The organism is Terrabacter terrae (genome assembly GCF_039529575.1).
Taxonomy (GTDB): Bacteria; Actinomycetota; Actinomycetes; order Actinomycetales; family Dermatophilaceae; genus Terrabacter; species Terrabacter terrae.
In genome coordinates this window covers 369134-386614 of record NZ_BAAANB010000021.1, presented here as the reverse complement: position 1 = coordinate 386614, position 17481 = coordinate 369134, and the positions used below count along the sequence as shown (strand labels likewise).

Annotated in this window: 18 protein-coding genes; 7 read left to right on the top strand and 11 right to left on the bottom strand. The window is 72.1% G+C overall.

Features of this window, described 5'->3' with window-relative positions:
- Nucleotides 1-154 precede the first annotated feature (154 nt).
- Nucleotides 155-493 carry an ANTAR domain-containing protein gene (locus ABD194_RS11875; protein WP_343991553.1) on the top strand — a complete coding sequence of 113 codons (339 nt, stop codon included), beginning with the start codon at nucleotides 155-157 and terminating at the stop codon, nucleotides 491-493.
- Nucleotides 494-534: 41 nt separating this feature from the next.
- Here the strand turns inward: ABD194_RS11875 and ABD194_RS11870 are convergent, their stop codons facing one another.
- A complete protein-coding gene (locus ABD194_RS11870; protein ID WP_343991551.1) occupies nucleotides 535-1374 on the bottom strand; it encodes an aldo/keto reductase in 840 nt (279 codons plus the stop codon).
- Nucleotides 1375-1514: 140 nt separating this feature from the next.
- On the opposite strand from ABD194_RS11870, the gene ABD194_RS11865 reads away from it, so the two are divergent.
- The 3 genes from ABD194_RS11865 (at nucleotide 1515) to ABD194_RS11855 (ending at nucleotide 3351) form a co-directional block, all read left to right on the top strand.
- Nucleotides 1515-2483, top strand: a complete 969-nt coding sequence (locus tag ABD194_RS11865) for an aldo/keto reductase (RefSeq protein WP_343991549.1) — start codon at nucleotides 1515-1517, stop codon at nucleotides 2481-2483.
- Between the two features lie 170 nt (nucleotides 2484-2653).
- Nucleotides 2654-3022, top strand: a complete 369-nt coding sequence (locus ABD194_RS11860) for a YidH family protein (protein ID WP_343991547.1) — start codon at nucleotides 2654-2656, stop codon at nucleotides 3020-3022.
- A complete protein-coding gene (locus ABD194_RS11855; RefSeq protein ID WP_343991545.1) occupies nucleotides 3019-3351 on the top strand; it encodes a DUF202 domain-containing protein in 333 nt (110 codons plus the stop codon). Before ABD194_RS11860 ends, ABD194_RS11855 begins: the two co-directional genes overlap by 4 nt.
- 57 nt (nucleotides 3352-3408) lie before the next feature.
- Here the strand turns inward: ABD194_RS11855 and ABD194_RS11850 are convergent, their stop codons facing one another.
- Entirely contained in the window at nucleotides 3409-5616 is a 2208-nt protein-coding gene (locus ABD194_RS11850) for an MMPL family transporter (protein WP_343991543.1), read from the bottom strand.
- Nucleotides 5617-5853: 237 nt separating this feature from the next.
- Between ABD194_RS11850 and ABD194_RS11845 the strand changes: the two genes are divergently transcribed.
- A complete protein-coding gene (locus ABD194_RS11845; RefSeq protein ID WP_343991541.1) occupies nucleotides 5854-6414 on the top strand; it encodes a TetR/AcrR family transcriptional regulator in 561 nt (186 codons plus the stop codon).
- A 66-nt stretch (nucleotides 6415-6480) separates the two neighbouring features.
- Here the strand turns inward: ABD194_RS11845 and ABD194_RS11840 are convergent, their stop codons facing one another.
- The 9 genes from ABD194_RS11840 to ABD194_RS11800 form a co-directional block, all read right to left on the bottom strand.
- Entirely contained in the window at nucleotides 6481-8484 is a 2004-nt protein-coding gene (locus tag ABD194_RS11840) for an alpha/beta-hydrolase family protein (protein ID WP_343991539.1), read from the bottom strand.
- 149 nt (nucleotides 8485-8633) lie between these two features.
- The gene (locus tag ABD194_RS11835; RefSeq protein WP_343991537.1) at nucleotides 8634-9800 is read right to left on the bottom strand and encodes an ABC transporter ATP-binding protein; all 1167 of its coding nucleotides are present in this window, start codon (nucleotides 9798-9800) and stop codon (nucleotides 8634-8636) included.
- Entirely contained in the window at nucleotides 9797-11257 is a 1461-nt protein-coding gene (locus ABD194_RS11830) for an ABC transporter permease (RefSeq protein ID WP_343994118.1), read from the bottom strand. Before ABD194_RS11830 ends, ABD194_RS11835 begins: the two co-directional genes overlap by 4 nt.
- 163 nt (nucleotides 11258-11420) lie before the next feature.
- Nucleotides 11421-12458, bottom strand: coding sequence for an iron ABC transporter substrate-binding protein (locus tag ABD194_RS11825; protein WP_343991535.1), 1038 nt, complete (start codon nucleotides 12456-12458; stop codon nucleotides 11421-11423).
- A 102-nt stretch (nucleotides 12459-12560) separates the two neighbouring features.
- Nucleotides 12561-13352: an amino acid ABC transporter ATP-binding protein gene (locus ABD194_RS11820; RefSeq protein ID WP_343991533.1), complete on the bottom strand. Its 792-nt coding sequence runs from the start codon at nucleotides 13350-13352 to the stop codon at nucleotides 12561-12563.
- Entirely contained in the window at nucleotides 13352-14134 is a 783-nt protein-coding gene (locus tag ABD194_RS11815; RefSeq protein WP_343991531.1) for an amino acid ABC transporter permease, read from the bottom strand. Before ABD194_RS11815 ends, ABD194_RS11820 begins: the two co-directional genes overlap by 1 nt.
- Before the next feature lie 62 nt (nucleotides 14135-14196).
- Nucleotides 14197-15018: an ABC transporter substrate-binding protein gene (locus ABD194_RS11810; RefSeq protein WP_343991529.1), complete on the bottom strand. Its 822-nt coding sequence runs from the start codon at nucleotides 15016-15018 to the stop codon at nucleotides 14197-14199.
- Between the two features lie 251 nt (nucleotides 15019-15269).
- On the bottom strand, nucleotides 15270-15839 hold the full coding sequence (locus ABD194_RS11805; protein ID WP_343991527.1) for an NADPH-dependent FMN reductase: 570 nt from the start codon (nucleotides 15837-15839) through the stop codon (nucleotides 15270-15272).
- 49 nt (nucleotides 15840-15888) lie between these two features.
- The gene (locus ABD194_RS11800) at nucleotides 15889-16119 is read right to left on the bottom strand and encodes a hypothetical protein (RefSeq protein WP_343991525.1); all 231 of its coding nucleotides are present in this window, start codon (nucleotides 16117-16119) and stop codon (nucleotides 15889-15891) included.
- A gap of 205 nt (nucleotides 16120-16324) precedes the next feature.
- Here ABD194_RS11800 and ABD194_RS11795 point away from each other — a divergent pair, with 205 nt between their 5' ends.
- Both ABD194_RS11795 and ABD194_RS11790 read left to right on the top strand, forming a co-directional pair.
- On the top strand, nucleotides 16325-16843 hold the full coding sequence (locus tag ABD194_RS11795) for a CinA family protein (RefSeq protein ID WP_343991523.1): 519 nt from the start codon (nucleotides 16325-16327) through the stop codon (nucleotides 16841-16843).
- Nucleotides 16844-17107: 264 nt separating this feature from the next.
- Entirely contained in the window at nucleotides 17108-17305 is a 198-nt protein-coding gene (locus tag ABD194_RS11790; protein ID WP_343991521.1) for a hypothetical protein, read from the top strand.
- Nucleotides 17306-17481 lie beyond the last annotated feature (176 nt).

The following is a 17481-nucleotide window of genomic DNA, read 5'->3' as shown; positions in this document are numbered from 1 at the left end:
CGGGTGCCGTCTCGCCTGTCGGCCGTCATCCGAGGACCGCCCGGAATTCGATGCCCCTCCAGCGGCATCGCGGTCGGTGGACTCCCCTACGCTTGGAAGTTCACCGGTCGAGGTCGAGACGAGGCTGCGGGCCGGGTGGCAGGAGGAGCCGTCCATGGAGCCAGAGGCCCTGACGGGTAGATCACCAGCGGACGGGGTCGACTCGGCTTTCGGAGTCACGGGAGACGGTCCCGGACAGCTCACCCCTGTCGAGTGCTACCTGCTCGACGCCCTGGAACGCCTCGACGCGGCCGAGTCGCGGGCGATCCAGCTGGAGGCGGCGCTCTCCCACAGCCGGGACATCGGCGCGGCCATCGGCATCATCATGGGACTCGCCCGGCTCACCCGTGAGCAGGCGTTCGAGCAGCTGCGCAGCGCCAGCATGGCGCGCAACGTCAAGCTGCACGTCCTCGCCACCCAGGTCGTCGAGACGGGATCGCTCGACCCCCTCTGACACCGGGGCGCCAGGGTGTGGCGTTGCGTCACGTCTCCTGGTCACATCTCCTCGTGGGTCTCCGGGTCGCCGCCGAAGAGCCGGCCGTCCCTGCGCCCGAGCCCGGTGATGGCGCGCATCTCCTGCTCGCTCAGCTCGAAGGAGAAGACGTCGAGGTTGGTGCGCTGTCGCTCCGCATCGGCCGACTTGGGCAGCGGCACGACTCCCAACTGCAGGTGCCAGCGCAGGATCACCTGGGCCGGCATGACGCCGTGCGCCTCGGCTGCCGCCGCGACCGGGTCGGCGTCGAAGGGTGCGTTGCGCTTGCCGAGCGGGCTCCACGCCTGCGTGAGGACCCCCTGCCGCTCGTGCGTGGCGCGCAGCTGCTCCTGCGGGAAGAGCGGGTGCAGCTCGACCTGGTTGAGCACCGGGGTCACCCCCGTGGCGTCGACCACGTCGACGAGGTGGCGCTCGGTGAAGTTGCTGACGCCCACCGAGCGCACGAGCCCGCGCCGCCGGCACTCGACCAGCGCCCGGTAGGCCTCGACGTAGAGGCCGACGCTCGGGTTGGGCCAGTGGATGAGCGCCACGTCGACCTGCTCGAGACCCAGCCGTTCGAGGGAGCCCTCGACCGAGGCGATGGCCTTGTCGTACGCGTGGTCGCGTCCCGGCACCTTCGTCTGGACGACGATCTCCGCCCTGGGCACCCCGGACCTGCGGATCGCCTCTCCGACCTCGGCCTCGTTGCCGTAGTTGACCGCCGTGTCGAGCAGCCGGTAGCCCGCGTGGAGGGCCGACTCGACGGCGCGTATGCCGTCATCGCCCGTGAGCGGGTACGTGCCGAAGCCGATGGCGGGCAGCGTCGTGCCGTCCGGGAGCGTGCGTGTCGGGACCGTCACCATGACCTCCAACCTACGCAGCGGAGGCCGGGCAGGCGCAAGGCTGGGTGCAAGGGTCGGCCGGGCCCCGGCGGGGTATGGCCCCCGGGTGCGGGTCCCCAGCCCGGCACCACCCGAGAGCTCGAACCCGGAAGGACACGACCATGGAGTACACCCGCCTCGGACAGTCCGGTCTGCAGGTCAGCCGGATCGCGCTCGGCTGCATGAGCTTCGGCGACAGCAGCCGGGGCAACCACGCGTGGTCGCTCGGCGAGACCGAGAGCGAGCCGCTCTTCCGCCAGGCCGTCGAGCTCGGCATCACCTTCTGGGACACCGCCAACGTCTACAGCGCCGGCTCGTCCGAGGAGATCGTCGGCCGGGCGATCACGTCCTACACGCGTCGTGAGGACGTGGTGGTCGCGACGAAGGTGCACGGCCGCATGCACGACGGGCCCGGCGGAGCAGGCCTGTCCCGCAAGGCGATCCTCGAGCAGATCGACGCCTCGCTGACCCGCCTCGGCACCGACTACGTCGACCTCTACCAGATTCACCGCTTCGACCCGGAGACGCCGGTGGAGGAGACGATGGAGGCCCTGCACGACGTCGTCAAGGCGGGCAAGGCCCGCTACATCGGCGCCTCCTCGATGTGGGCGTGGCAGTTCGCGTCGATGCAGCACGCCGCCGACCTCGGGGGGTGGACCCGGTTCGTCTCGATGCAGGACCAGTACAGCCTCATGCAGCGCGAGGAGGAACGGGAGATGTTCGGGCTGCTCGCCGCCCAGGGCGTCGGGGCGGTGCCCTGGAGCCCCCTCGCCCGCGGTCGCCTGGCGCGCCCGTGGGGAACGGAGACCAAGCGCACCGGCAGCGACGCGTTCGGGCAGACGCTGTTCTCGGACCGGGACAAGCCCATCGCCGACGCCGTCGAGCAGGTCGCCCAGGCCCGCGGCATACCCATGGCCCAGGTGGCGCTGGCCTGGGTGCTGCGCCACCCGGTGGTCAGCGCGCCCATCGTCGGCCCGACGAAGGAGCACCACCTGGCCGACGCCGTCGCCGCGCTCGACGTCGACCTCACCGACGACGAGGTCGCCGCGCTGGAGGCGCCGTACACCCCTCGCGAGCCGACCGGCTTCTGACCGTCCCTGCGTCCGGTCCGAGACGCGGCCGGCGAGCAGCGGGGCGAACCGGTAGCTGAGCAGGGCTCAGGGCACCTCCATGGTCCTGCGAGAGTGGTTCCGAGCCGTGGCGGGCGGTGCGGGATGATCGGGGCGTCGCACCCGCGACCGGCTTCGAGGAGGAGGACACCGTGGCGACCGATGACCGCCGACGCTTCCCGCGCTCGGTCTTCGACGAGGGTGAGGACCCGGACCCGCGGTTCAGCCTGGCCAACGAGCGCACCTTCCTGGCCTGGATCCGCACCGGTCTCGCCTTCGTCGCGGCCGGCCTGGCGCTCGAGGCGCTGCAGGTGCCGCTGCCGGGGTGGCTGCGCGCCACCATCGCGGTCGTCCTCGTCCTTGCGGGCCTCGCCGCCACCATCCAGGCGTGGCTGTCGTGGGTGCGCACCGAGCGCGCGATGCGTCACCTCGCGCCGCTGCCCTCCTCGGGCCTCAAGCTGCCCATCGCCGTCATGCTGGGAATCGTGGCGGTGGCCGTCCTCGTCGCGGTGCTGATGTGAGACGACCGGCCGACGTCGGGATGCAGGCGGAGCGCACGTCGCTCGCCTGGCGCCGCACCGCCCTCTCGGTCACCGTCGGCTCCCTCGTCGGGCTGCGCGTGCTCCCGCCTCAGCTCGGAGCCCTCGGGTATGCCGTGTCGGCCCTCGGCCTGGTGTGGGGCCTGAACCTCGCCCTGACCGCACGGCGCCGCTACCGCGACGGGGCACGGTTGCTCCGCACCCGAGCCGGCGCCACCACCGCCGGCACCAGCCTGATGCGGACCGCCGTCACCAGCGGGATGTTCGCCGTCGTGGCGCTCACCGCGGTCCTGGTCCTCGCACTGCGCTGACGACTCGACCCCGCATGTCGCGCCCCCTCTCTCACACGGCATACGGGGTCGGTCGGGTCAGCGGGCGGGCGGCACCTCGGCGGGCGCAGGGCTCCCGGCGACGGACGAGGGACGCAGGCTCTCGCCCTCGATGTCGACGTTCGGCATCGCGCGGTCGAGCCATCGCGGGAGCCACCACGCCCGGTCGCCGAGGAACGACATCGCCGCCGGCACGAGCGACAGGCGGACGACGAACGCGTCCACCGCGACGCCGAGGGCCAGCGCGAAGCCCATCGACTTGATGATGGGATCCTCGACGAGGACGAAGCCGGCGAAGACCGACATCATGATGAGCGCCGCGGCGACGACCACCCGGGCGCCGTGCCCGACGCCGGACACCACCGCCTCGCGTGACGTCTCGCCGTGGACGAAGTCCTCGCGCATCCGGGAGACGAGGAACACCTCGTAGTCCATGGCGAGGCCGAAGAGGATGCCGATCAGCAGGATCGGCAGGAAGCTGACGAGCGGGCCGGCAGTGTCGAGACCGACGACCGAGCGCAGCCAGCCCCACTGGAAGATCGCGACGGTGGCCCCGAAGGCGGCCCCGATCGTCAGCAGGAAACCGAGGGTCGCCTTGAGCGGTACGAGCAGCGAGCGGAACATCAGCATGAGCAGCACGAAGCCGAGACCCACGACGACGAGCAGGTAGACGGGCAGCGCCGCGGCGAGCTTGTCGGACACGTCGACGCCCACGGCGGTCACGCCCGTCACGGAGATCTCGGCGCCGGTCGCCGAGGAGGTCTGTGCGAGCGCCGTGCGGAGGTCGCGCACGAGGTCGAAGGTGGCGTCGGCGGTCGGCCCGGACCTCGGGATGACGGCCAGCAGGGTCGTGCGCCCGTCGGCGCTCGTCTGGCCGGGGGCGACGGCGAGGACGTCACGCAGGCCGGTGCCTGCCTTGGCGGCGCCGGCGGTCGCCTGCTGCACCTGCTGCGGCGTGGCGCCGTGGACCACCATGACGAGGCGGCCGTTGAAGCCTGCGCCGAAGCCCTCGGCGACGAGGTCGTAGGCGGCGCGCTTGCTGCTCGAGGCGGGCGCAGTGCCGTCGTCGGGCAGCGCGAGGCGCATGTCCGCGGCCGGGAGCGCCACGGCACCGAGGACGACGATGCCTGCGAGCAGCACCGGGACGCGGTGACGGACGGTGAAGCGGCCCCAGGCGAACCCGCGGTTGCCGACCTGCTCGTCGAGGTTGGCGCCTGACCCGCCCTCCCGCTCGGCCTGCCTCTGGGGGCGCGACAGCACGCGGTCGCCGGCGAAGCCGAGCAGCGCGGGCAACAGGGTCACAGCGACGAGGACCGCCACGAGGACGGTCCCGGCGGCAGCCAGTCCCATGGCGGTCAGGAAGGGGATGCCGACCACGGAGAGCCCGGCCAGGGCGATGAAGACGGTGAGTCCGGCGAAGACGACGGCGGTCCCCGCGGTGCCGACGGCCCGGCCCACGGCCTCCTGGCGGTCCAGGCCCAGCGCGAGGTTGTGGCGGTAGCGGGAGGTGATGAACAGCGAGTAGTCGATGCCCACCGCGAGGCCGAGCATGAGGGCCAACACGGGCGTGACGCTCGACAGCACGGCGGCGTGCCCGACGATCAGCAGACCGACCATGCCGACACCCACGCCGACGAGGGCGTTGACCATCGTCATGCCCGCGGCGACGAGCGAGCCGAAGGTGAGCACGAGCACGACGAGCGCGACGAGGACCCCGATGCCCTCCGTGGAGCCGATCTCGGGCGTGGCGAGCAGCGGCTCGCCACCGGCGGCCACGGACCAGCCCGCCGGCGCCGCGGTGCCGAGCGCCTCGTAGGCGGAGCGCTGGTCGGCCGTCAGCTCGTCGGCGGTCTTGGCGAACTGGACGGTGACGAGACCGTAGCGGCCGTCCTGGCTGATGGCCTTGGTCTGCAGGGGGCTGAGCGCGGCGACGACCCCAGGCACCTTCGCGGCGCGGGCCACGATGCCGTCGAGGACCGGCTTGGAGGCCGGGGCGACCACCGTCTGGCCCTGCGGGGCGCGGACGACCACGGTGCCGGAGGCGCCGCTGGCCTGCGGGAACTCCTTGGCCAGCGCCTCGAGGGCCCGCTGGGACTCGGTGCCCGGGATGGTGACGCTCGAGGTCGGCGCGGCGCCGAGCGTGAGCAGCACGCCGGCGAGCACGGCGAGCAGGACGAGCCAGGCGGATGCGACGAGGCCGCGGCGCGCGAAGGCGAAGCGTCCGATCCGGAAGAGCAGGGTGGCCATCGGGTGACTCCAGGGTCGGCTGGGCGGGGCGCTCGAGCCGTGGGGGCCGGGCGCAGGCGGGGCGGGCGCCGGGCGTCGCTGACCAGCAAACCCCAAGTTAACCGATCGGCTAAGTCCCGGACAAGCGGTTGTGGGCGCGCCGGCCGCTACGCTGACGCCCGACCCGGTGACGGGTGCGACGGCGGAACGACCGCGAAACGACCGCGCAACGACCGCGGACCCACGAGAGGGGCAGGCATGGCTCGACCCCAGGCGCCCCGCGGGCACGGCCGTCGACGCGTCATCGACGCCGCCGTCGAGCTCTTCGCCGAGCACGGCGTGCGCGGCACGTCGCTGCAGATGATCGCCGACCACCTCGGCGTCACGAAGGCCGCCGTCTACTACCAGTTCCACGCCAAGGAGGACATCGTCCTGGCAGTCCTCGAGGAGGCTCTCGAGGAGATGGCGGCCTTCGTCACGGCCGCGGAGTCGGAGTCGTCGCCGGATGCGGCCGCGACGGCGGCGCTGCGGGGACTCGTCGACCTCATGGTGAGCCACCGCAAGGCCGTCGCCGCGCTCATGCGAGACCCCGAGGTCGAGCGCATCATGGCCGCCCATGCCGACCTCGAATCCCTGGTCAGGAGACTCGCCACCCTGCTGCTCGGGCCCTCGCCGGACCTGCGCCGCCGCATCGCGGTCTCCGTGGTCGGCGCGGGGGTGGCACAGGCCGGGATCGACCCGCTGCTCGCCGACGTCGACGACGAGAGCCTGCGCGCCGAGCTGCTCCGCCTCGCGCCCGCGATGCTCGCCCGTTCCTGAGGCGTGACCGCGGCCGGCGCGCGGCACGACCCGCCGAGCGCCCCGTCGCCCACCACTCGCACGTCGTCAGGAGAAGGCGCCCTCGCGATACGCCTCCCGACGGCGCACCGCCTGCTGGATCGCCGCCATCTGCTCGTGGGTGCACTCGAGGCCGTAGACGTCACGCACGAACTCGGGCAGGTCGGCGCGATAGTCGTGCGCCCACGCCCTGAACTGGCCGGGAACCTGAGCGTTCTTCATGTCGACGAGCGTCTGGAAGAACGTCGTGACGGGACGCCACCGCATACCGGCCGGTATGCCGCGTGGTGATCTCCCAGGCACGTCCTCGTGGCGGGGTCGTTCGGGTCCCAGCCACGCGGGCCGGCGGTTGAGCAGGTCCAGGCCGAACTTGGTGACGCCGTCGTTGTCGTGGCTGAGCAGGACGTACCGCAGCCGCGAGCGCGCCTCCTCGCCGAGGGCGAGGAGCTGCTCGTGGTCGTTGACCACCGTGACGAGCGAGGGGTCGACATCTGGCCGGGCAGGACCGGTGACCTCGTGCATCCACTTGCTGCCACCCGGGGTGCCGATCCACAGCGCCCGGTCGATGCCGAGGGCCTGCGGCCCGAGGGTTCCCCAGCCGAGCAGCACGTCCTGGCTGGTGTGCGCGCCGAGCGACTCGCCGAAGAGCACCACCTCGGGCCGGTCGGCGGGGGCCAGGTCGCGCACCCGCTGCAGGATGCGCAGCCACAGCAGGCGGTTCTGCTCGCGGGCGTCTCGGACCTTGCCGAGCGAGAGCGGCGACGGGCGCTTGGAGTACTGCATCGTGACGGTGGCGACGTCACCGCGCGTGAGGTACTGCGCGGCGGCCATCGCGACGTAGTTGACGTAGCCGGTGCCGGTGGGCGACACGAGCATCAGCAGCGACCGGGACCACGCGTCGGTGCGGTCCATCTCCGCGATGGCGAGCTCGACGCGCTCCATGGGAGTGGCGCCGCTCTCGAGGCCGACGAAGACCTGCACCGGGTGTGCGCGGGCCGGCTCGCCCATGACGGTGGGGATCGACAGGTCCCCGGGCACGGTGCCGTCCGGCAGGGGCGGTGGCGCGACGACCGGTTCGGGGCGCACGAAGGAGACCGCGTGCCGGCGGCCCTCGCGACCGAGCGAGTCCCACGACACCAGGCTCGCCGGGTCGCCGCTCACGAGCGGGTCGGTCCACACCCCCGGCGCCTCGCGCATCCACGGGTCGACGGTCGTGGTCACCGCCTCGACCCCCTGCATGGCGCGCGTCCACAGCACGGTGAGGACGAGTCCGCCGGCGGCCACGAAGGCTGCGTGCGACGTGAGCTGCCAGGCGAGGCCGGTCCCGGGGGCGGCACCGGGTGACAGCCGACGCACCTGCTGCGCGGTCCAGCGCTCGCCCCACGCTGCGCCGTAGAGGGTGGCGAGGACGACGGCGCCGGCGGCGAGCCCTTTGGCCCTCGGCACGTCCTCGACCTCGTCGACCACGTCGCGCACGTCGGGGCCATGCGGCTCGGGGACCACACCGGCCGCCCGGATGCGCTCGAGAACGGCCGAGGTCGCCAGGCCCACGGGGACCGACAGCGGCAGGGCGGCGAGGCGTCCCTGGGCTCCCAGCGCCCGGTCCAGCCGGCGCACCCCGGCGGTGGCAGCGATGAGCACGGTACCCGCAAGGGCCGTGGACCCGAGCCGCCAGGCGAGCTGCCGCTGGAAGCCCTCCCGTGCCGTGCGGACACCTCGCCGGTCGAGGTATGCCGTGAGGCCGAGTCCCAAGGGCACCGTGGCCAGCTCGCAGCCGAGGGCCGCGACCGAGCTGCGTCGGTCCTCGGGCCAGCTCTCGGGGAACAGCTCCCACGCGGTGGCGGCACCGCCCGCGGCCCGCGCCACCACGTCGATGAGGTCCTGCGAGGTGAGGGCGAGCAGGTAGTGGGTGCCCGTCGACAGCCCGGTGATCAGGCCCTGGTCCTGCCACGACCGTCTGGACAACGAGGGGGCGAGGGTGGACGGCGTCACGACGGACGCCATGACGAGCCCCACCTTCTGCCCGGTCTGCACGAAGTCCGACTGCTCCATGAACCCTCCTTGCACAGGTCGGCATGCGAACGGAAGGTCCCGCACGCTCGGAACTCGAGCATGGCCATCCGGCGCCGGTGCGTGGCTCATCCGTTCCGGATGAATCCTGCGGAGCGGACGGGACGGGGAGACGCCCGACGGGAGGCGGCTCAGGGGTTCGGCGGGAACGCGATCGCGTCGCCCTCGATGCGCAGCCGCAGCTCGGTACCCCTGGCTGCGATGAAGGCGCTCGAGTGGCGGATGCTGATCACCTGTCCCTCGCGCGCGAGCGTCGAGGTCTCGCACCCGGGCTCGCGGCCCGACGTCAGCTCGAGCCGCACCGTGCTCTCCGGGCCGAAGTAGTCGGTGTCGAGGACGACGCCACGGATGGGTCCGTGCTCGTCGACCCGGATCTGCTCGGGCCGCAGCATGAGCTGGACCCGTCCGCGCAGCGTCGTCGGCGCGAGCCGGACCGAGCCCAGCGAGCAGGAGGCGCTGTCGCCGTCCACCCAGGCCTCGAGCAGGACGGCGTCGCCGAGGAACTCCGCCGTGGCCCGGTCGACCGGTCGGGTGTAGACCTCGAGCGGGCTGTCGACCTGGGCGAGGAGACCGTCGCGCATGACGGCGACCTGGTCGGCGAAGGACAGTGCCTCGGCCTGGTCGTGGGTGACGAGGACGGTCGTGATGCCCGCGTCGCGCAGCACCGCCCCGACGGTGCGCCGGGTGGCGACCCGCAGTCCCGCATCGAGCGCGGAGAAGGACTCGTCGAGGAGCATCAGCTCGGGCTCGCGGGCCAGCGCCCGGGCGAGCGCGACCCGCTGCTGCTGGCCGCCGGAGATCTCGTGCGGCCGGCGCTCGGCGAGCGCGGCGTCGAGCGAGACCATCTCGAGCAGCTCCGCCACCCGGGTCCGGGTGGCGCGCCGCGCCCTCGCACCGGTCGCGCGGTCCATGCCGAAGGCGATGTTCTGGCCGACGGTCAGGTGCGGGAAGAGGGCGCCGTCCTGGGCGACGTAGCCGACGTCGCGGTGGTGCGCCGGCACCCACTCGTCGCCGCCGGCGAGGCCTCGGCCGCTCAGCACCACCATCCCGGCGTCGGCGCGCTCGAAGCCCGCGATCAGGCGCAGCAGGGTCGTCTTGCCGGAGCCGGACGGTCCGACGATCGCCGTGGTGCTGCCCGGCTCGACCGAGAGCGTGACGCCGCGCAGCACCTGCTGCGCGCCGAAGCTCTTGGCGAGCTCGCGCACCTCCAGACGGCCGCGTTCGCCAGGGCCGCCCCCGACGGAGGCGGGATCGCTCGCCGGGTCGGTCGATGCGCTGCGCCTGGCTGTCGATGTCATTGTCCGGCCGCTTTCTTCGACTGCTGGAAGAGCAGGTAGGTCATGGGAGCGGAGAGCACCACCATGAGCAGGGCGTAGGGCGCGGCGCCGGCGTAGTCGATCTCGCTGCTCTTGGCCCAGAACTGCGTCGCCAGCGTGCGCGTGCCGTTGGGTGAGAGCAACAGGGTCGCGGTCAGCTCGTTGACGATGGCGAGGAAGACGAGGGCCGCTCCCCCGGCCGCAGCAGGTGCGGCGAGACGCAGGGTGACCCGGACGAACGCCAGGAAGGGGCGCACGCCGAGCGCCTGGGCGGCCTCCTCGAGCTCGCGGGGCGCTTGGGCGAGACCCGAGCGCAGGCTGACGAGGGCGCGGGGCAGGAAGAGCAGGACGTACGCGGCCACGAGCACGAACGCCGTCTGGTAGACGGAGGGGAAGAGCCGGATGCTGACGGTGACGAAGGCGAGGCCCACGACGATGCCCGGCATCGAGCTCGTCACGTAGTTGGACAGCTCGAGCGAGCGGGTGAACCAGCCGGGACGCCGCACCGCGAGGAAGGCCATCGGGAACGCCACGACCGTCGTCGCCGCCGCCCCGACCAGGCCGTAGACCAGGGTCTGCACGAGGGCCGGCACGAGCTCGTCCGGCGCCCAGATCGAGGAGCCGCCGAGGACCACCCAGCGCACGACGAACCACATCGGCACGCCGACCGCGAGCACGACGAGGAGCAGCAGTGCGAGCTGCGCCGGCACGTGGAGGCGGCCCAGCGGCATACGCCCGGGGGCTGCCTGCCCGCCCGAGCCGACCCGGGCGTAGCGCGCCGTGCCCCGGCTGCGGACCTCGGCGACGAGCAGCAGCAGGCACAGCACGACCAGCACGCTGGCGAGCATGTTGCCGGCGGCCCCGTTGAAGGTGGACTGGAACTGCACCATGATCGCCGTCGTGAAGGTGTCGAAGCGGATCATCGCGAAGGCGCCGTACTCGGACAGCAGGTGCAGGCCGACGAGCAGCGCGCCGCCGGTCATGGCGAGGCGCAGCTGCGGCAGCACGACGCGGCGGAAGACCTGCCACGGGCCGAGCCCGACCGAGGCTGCCGACTCCTCCAGCGCCGGGTCGAGGCGGCTCAGCGTCGCGGCCGCCGGGATGTAGACGAGCGGGAAGTACGACAGCACGGAGATGAGCACCCCGGACCACAGGCCGGCGAGCGAGGGCACCGCGGAGACCCAGCCGTAGCTGTTGACGAACGCCGGGATCGCGAGCGGCGCGGCGAGCGCCAGGGCCCAGAACCTGTTGCCGCGCAGGCGGGTGCGCTCCACGAGCCAGGCGCCACCGACGCCCAGCACGACGCAGAGTGGCACCGAGACGAGCATGAGCAGGACCGTGTTGAGCAGCAGCTCGCCGACCCGCGCGCGGAAGATGAGCTTGACCGCGGTGTCCCATCCGGTCGCCACGGTCATGACGGCGACGTAGCCGAGCGGCATCAGCGAGAAGAGCGCGATGAGCACCGCGAGGACCGCGAGGACGGGAGGTCGCCGACGCCCGGACGCCGGGGCCGAGCGGGTGCCCGGGCCCGGCGCAGCGGCCGTGCCGACGACGGTCGCGCGGCGCGCGTCCGGTGCGGTCAGGTCAGTGGTCACGCGACAACTACAGCAGACCCGCCTTGGTCATCAGATCGGTGACCGTGGCGGAGTTGAGCTTGGCGGGGTCGACGCTCGGCGCCTGGAGCTCCTTCAGGGGCACGAGGGCGGGGTTCGACGGCACGCCTGAGCCGACCGCGTACTCGAAAGACGTGCCCTTCTCGAGCACCTCCTGGCCGGTCTTGCCGGTGATGAACTTCAGCAGCGCCTGCGCGGCCGCGGCATTCTTCGACGACTTGAGCACGCCCCCGCCAGAGACGGACACGAAGGCACCGGGGTCCTGGTGCTTGAAGTAGTGGGTGCCGACGTTGGCCGAGTTCTCGCCGGTCTTGGCCTGGTCGCCGTAGTAGTAGTAGTGGTAGATCAGCGCCGTGTCGACCTCGCCCGAGTTGACCGCCTTCATCGCGGTGCTGTTGCCCTTGTACACCTTGGCGTTGGTCTTCATGGCCGTCAGCCAGTCGTTGGTGGCCGCCTCGCCCTTGAGCTGGAGCAGGGCCGAGACGATGGCCTGGAAGTCGGCGCCCGACGGGGAGGCGGCCCAGCGGCCCTTCCACTCCGGCTTCGCGAGGTCGAGCATCGAGGCCGGGAGCTGGTTCTCCTGGACCTTGCGCTTGTCGTAGACGAGCACCGTGGAGCGGGCGGCGATACCCACCCATTTGCCGGTCGACGGACGGTACTGCTCGGGGACCTGGGCGAGCGTGGCCTTGTCGACGTCGGCGAAGAGGCCGGCGTTCTCGACCTGCGTCATCGCGGGGCTGTTCTCGGTGAGGAAGACGTCGGCCGGGGACGCCTGGCCCTCCGCCACCAGCTGGTTGGACATCTCCGTGTCGTCACCGTTGCGCACCGTCACCTTGATGCCGGTCTGCTTCGTGAACGCGTCGACCCACTCCTTGGTCAGGCTCTCGTGCTGGGCGTTGTAGAGCGTGATCGAGCCCGCCCCGGCGGCGGAGCTGCCCCCGCTCGCGCCGGAGCCGCAGGCGCTGAGGACGAGCGCCCCGGCTGCCACGGCGGCGACGCCGAGGGTGGTGTGGAGGCGAGAGGTCATGGGTGAGCTGCCTTCGTCGTGGGAGTAGGTAAGGCTTACCTTACACAGACATCCTGGACGTCCCACACCGCGTCCCACCGCGCCACCCGCCGGCGTAGGCCGTCAGAGCACCTGTGAGAGGAAGCGCTGGAGGCGCTCGGTGCGCGGGGCCTCGAAGAGGCGGTCGGGCTCCCCCGACTCGAGCACCTGCCCGCCGTCCATGAAGAGCACCTGCTGGGCGACGGACCGCGCGAAGCCCATCTCGTGCGTGACGACGAGCATGGTCATGCCCTCGGCCGCGAGGTCCGCCATCGTGGCCAGCACGCCCTTGACGAGCTCGGGGTCCAGGGCCGAGGTGGCCTCGTCGAAGAGCATGACCTCCGGCTCCATGGCCAGGGCGCGGGCGATGGCGACGCGCTGCTGCTGGCCGCCCGAGAGGTTGCCCGGACGCACGTCGGCCTTGTGGGCCAGGCCCACGCGGTCGAGGTGGTGGTGGGCCCGCTCGGCCGCCTCGTCCTTGGACAGGCCCTTGAGATGCACCAACCCGAGCGTGACGTTCTGGCGGACCGTCTTGTGCGGGAAGAGGTTGAAGTGCTGGAAGACCATGCCGACGCGCTGGCGCAGGGCGTCCGGGTCATCGGCCAGGACACTGCGGCCGTCGAGCAGCACGTCGCCCTGGTCCGGCTCGAGCAGGCGGTTGACGACCCGCAGCAGGGTGGACTTCCCGGAGCCGGACGGCCCGATGACACAGGCCGTGGTGGCGGCCTCGACGTCGAGGTCGACGCCGCGCAGCACCCGGTTGGCGCCGAAGGCCAGGTGGATGTCGCGGGTGGCCACGCCGACCCCCGCGGCCTGCGCGGCGTCGGGGCGGGAAGCCGGGGTCGATGCACTCGTGGACGGGGTGACGGCGCTCATCAGGACTCCTGGGGCACGGCGACGGTCGCGGGCAGGGTGTCGTCGGCGCCGCCGTCCGCATCCTGGGCACCGTCGGCCCGGCGGCCTTCCCGCAGGCGCCGGTCGACCGCGTTGACGACGTGGGTGAGGGGCACGGTGATCAGCAGGTAGAAGAGGCCGGCGAGCAGCAGCGCGGACTGGTTGCCGGAGTTGGCGGCGGCGTCCTGGCCGATGCGGAACAGGTCTCGCTGGCTGGCGAGCAGCCCGAGGAAGTAGACGAGCGAGGACTCCTTGACCAGCGCGATGAACTGGTTGACGAGGGCCGGCAGGACCCGCCGCACGCCCTGCGGGATGACGACCAGCCGCATTCCCGAGGTGCGGCTGAAGCCGAGGGCACGGGCGGCCTCGAACTGGCCCCGGTCGACACTCTGGATGCCGGAGCGGAAGATCTCACCGATGTACGCGCTGGCGATCAGGGACAGGGCCAGGATCCCGAGCGGGTAGGGGTTGGGTCCCCAGATCTTCAGGCCTACGGGCGACAGGCCCACGCCGATGAGCAGGATGGTCACCGCCGCGGGCAAGCCCCGGAAGACGTCCGTGTAGACCCGTGCCGGCCAGCGCAGCCAGCGGCGGGACGACAGGCCCGCCACGGCGAGCAGCATCCCGAGCAGCGTGCCGATGACGGCTGACGACAGCGCGAGGATGAGCGTGTTGACCAGGCCCACGCGCAGCAGGTCGGGAAGGGCGGCCCGCATGGCGTCCCAGTCGAGGAACGTCTCGCGCAACGTGTTCAGGACATCCATGGGGCCCCTCTCCGGTCTGTCAGCGTGATGTTTCGGCGGCGTTCGTCACGTCGCGGCACTCGTCACTTCGCGGCGGTGCCGGGCTTGAAGGAGGCCGGGATCGCGCGGCCGGGGTAGTACTGCTTCTGCAGCTTGGCCCACGTGCCGTCGGCGACGACCTCGTCGATCCCCTTGTCCAGCGCAGCGCGCAGCTTGTCGTTGCCCGGCGCGACGGCATACGCCATGCCGCCCGGGTCGAGCTGCTTGGCGACGGACACGACCTTGCCGCCGGAGTCGGCAGCGGTCTTCTCACCGATCTCGGCGGGCGTGATCCACGCGTCCGCGGTGCCGGCGCGCAGCTGGTTCAGGGCGGCGTTGTAGTCGGGCACCCGCACCGGGTTGAGGTTCTGCCGGGTGGCGTAGTCGTCCTGCACGGTGCCCTGCACGACGGCGACGCGCTTGCCGGCGAGCTGGTCGAAGGAGGTGATGCTCGAGCCCTTGGGCACGTCGAGGCCGAGGAAGCCGAAGTCGTACTTGTTCGTGAAGTCGACGGTCTTCTTGCGGGCCTCGGTGATGCTGATCGAGGAGGAGCCGACGTCGAACTTGCCGGTCTTGACCTGTGCGAGGAGCGAGCTGAACTCGGTGCCGACGAACTCCACCTTGAGGCCGAGCTTGCCCGCGACGGCGGTCAGCAGGTCGTTGTCGAAGCCGGTGAACGTGCCGTTCTTGATGTAGACGTTCGGCGGCGCGTCGGTGAGCGTGCCGGTCCGGAGCACTCCGGGCTGCTGGAGGTTGTACGGGTTGTCCGCGGCCGCCGAGCCGGTGGAGCCGCCGCCGCACGCGGTGAGCGTCAGGGCTGCGAGGGCCACCGCGGAAGCGGTGACGGCGCGCGTGGACGAGATCATGGTGGAGGTCCTCCGGTGATGGGCGGGTCGACGACCCCCGGGCATGCCGAGGACCGCCTGGCCGGCGTCGATGCTGGTCTGACGCGGACGGGCGAGCCGGAGACCGCTGGGCCGGAGAGCGCCGCCGCTGGGAGGGGCGCGCGAGGCCAACGGCAACGCCGCACACGTTCGCGTTCACCATGTTATAGGAGGAGTAACGCCGAGTGATAATCGGGCCACGGATGCCGTCCAGGTCCTTCCCGGGGCGCGGCTCAGCTGCGCGGCAGGACCGTGAGGACGCGCTCGACGTGGTCACGGAACTCGCCCATGAAGGCGGTGAGGAACTCCGCCGTCGTCTCGTCGGTGACCTCGCCGTCCTCGGTGACCAGGCCGGGCCGGAACATGATGTAGGCCTCCGGCGCCGTCATCTGCCTGGCGTTGCAGAAGCTCAGCACGGCGCGCAGGCTCTGCTGCCCCACCGCGGTGCCGATCTGCCCAGGAGAGGCGCCGATGACCGCGGCCGGCACGTGGTGGAAGGAGTTCTGGCCCCAAGGCCGCGAGGCCCAGTCGATGGCGTTCTTGAGCGCGCCCGGGATGGAGCGGTTGTACTCCGGGCTGACGAAGAGCACGGCGTCGGACGCGGCGATCGCGTCCTTGAGGGCCCTGGCCTCCGGCGGGTAGTCGGAGTCGAAGTCCGGACTGTAGAGGGGCAGGTTGCCGATGGGCAGCTCGGTGAACTCGAGTCCCTCCGGGGCCAGCCGGATCAGGGCCTTGCTCAGCTGCCGGTTGATGGAGGTCGAGGACAGGCTGCCGACGAAGTAGCCGACCGAGTACGTACGCACGTGGATCTCCCTGGCTCACAAGGCTTACGGGCTGGGGGGGTTCGGGGCATCACTCGTCCGCGGGACCCTCCTCCTCCTGCGCCTCGAGGACCGCCGCGTCCGAGTTCTGGGGGTTCTGCGGCGCGGCGTCGGCAGAGCCGCTCGTCGTCTCGTCCGGCGCCGAACCCTTACCGTCGGGCCGGCCCTCTTCGGGCGCGGTCATCGTGGCGTCCGTGTCGGGGTCGAGGTCGGGGTCGTAGGCGCCGGCGCTGCCGGTCGTGCTGTCGCTCTCGTTGCTCATGCCGCACGCGTACCCGCTGCGAAAGCGGCAAAGCACGGCCCGACAGGGGCGCCCGAGGTCGCCGACTCCGGGGCGCGTGGGCCCGCGCCCGCGTGGGTATGCCCACCCTGCTCGACGACCCGTACGCGTACTGCAGGGCTCGTCGTCTCACGACCCTGGTCGTTCATGAATTCCTGCATGGAGTCCGTCGTAAGAGAGGTGTGCCGTGTCCGACGACGTCATGACCGTGACCGAGAGTGCCCCCACCCGAGACGTCCGCACGCTCGCCGAGTCGGTGGCGACGCTTGCGGAGGCGGGTGGCACCAGCGTGGCCGCAGCGGAGTCGCTGACCGGCGGGTCCATCAGTGCCGCGCTGGCCGCCGCCCCGTCGGCGTCGTCGTGGTTCCGCGGGGCCGTGACGGCGTATGCGACCGAGGTCAAGCAGCAGGTGCTCCACGTCCGGCCCGGCCCGGTCATCAGCATGGCGTGCGCGGAGGCCATGGCCACAGGTGTGGCACGCCTGATGGGCGCCGACATCGCGGTGGCCGTCACCGGGGTCGGCGGCCCGGACGAGCAGGAGGGCAAACCGGCGGGCACGGTGCTCGTGGCCGTCGCCTCCGCCTCGGGCGTCCTCGGGCAGCGGGAGCTGAGGCTGCAGGGCGAGCCCGCGGAGATCGTGGACGCCACGACCCGGTCGGCCCTCGAGCTGCTGGAGCACCAGCTCCAGCGGTCACGCGCCGAATGAGGGCCTGTGCGCGCCCCGAACCTCAGGCGTCGGGCTCCATCGTCTCGACCAGGGCGCGGGCCAGGACCTGGACGCCGACGTGCCCTCCCCTCGCTCCATGGGACTCCCCTACCCGGCCCTCCTGACGGTGATCGGCCGAACCCGGCCGATCGGTGGGTCGACGATGACGTACGCGCGGTGCGGGTACGTCGTCAGAGCACGTGTCCTGCCCTTGCGCCGTGCGCCCGCACGGGCCCGGCGGTGCATCCACGAAGGAGAGCCACCATGCAGATCGACAAGCAGCAGATCCTCGAGTTCCTCCGCAACCGCGGCGACCAGCAGCAGGCCCAGCAGGCCGAGAGCGAGCTGCCCGACCAGGTCGACACCGACCAGCACGCCGACCTGCTCGGCAAGTTCGGGATCAACCCGCAGGAGCTGCTGAGCGGCGGCCTCGGCGGCCTCGGAGGCAAGCTCGGGCTCTGACACCGCGCACCGCAGCACGCAGCCGTCGGTGGCTCACCCCCGGCGGCTGCTGCTGTGCCACCTTTCGGGCACCGTCCTCGACGCGCCCCTCTACAGCCGCACTGCCGGGAGCTTCACCGACGAGTCCGAGCACGTCGGGCTCCTCTTGGCCAGCACCTTCCCTGGCGCAGGACGGC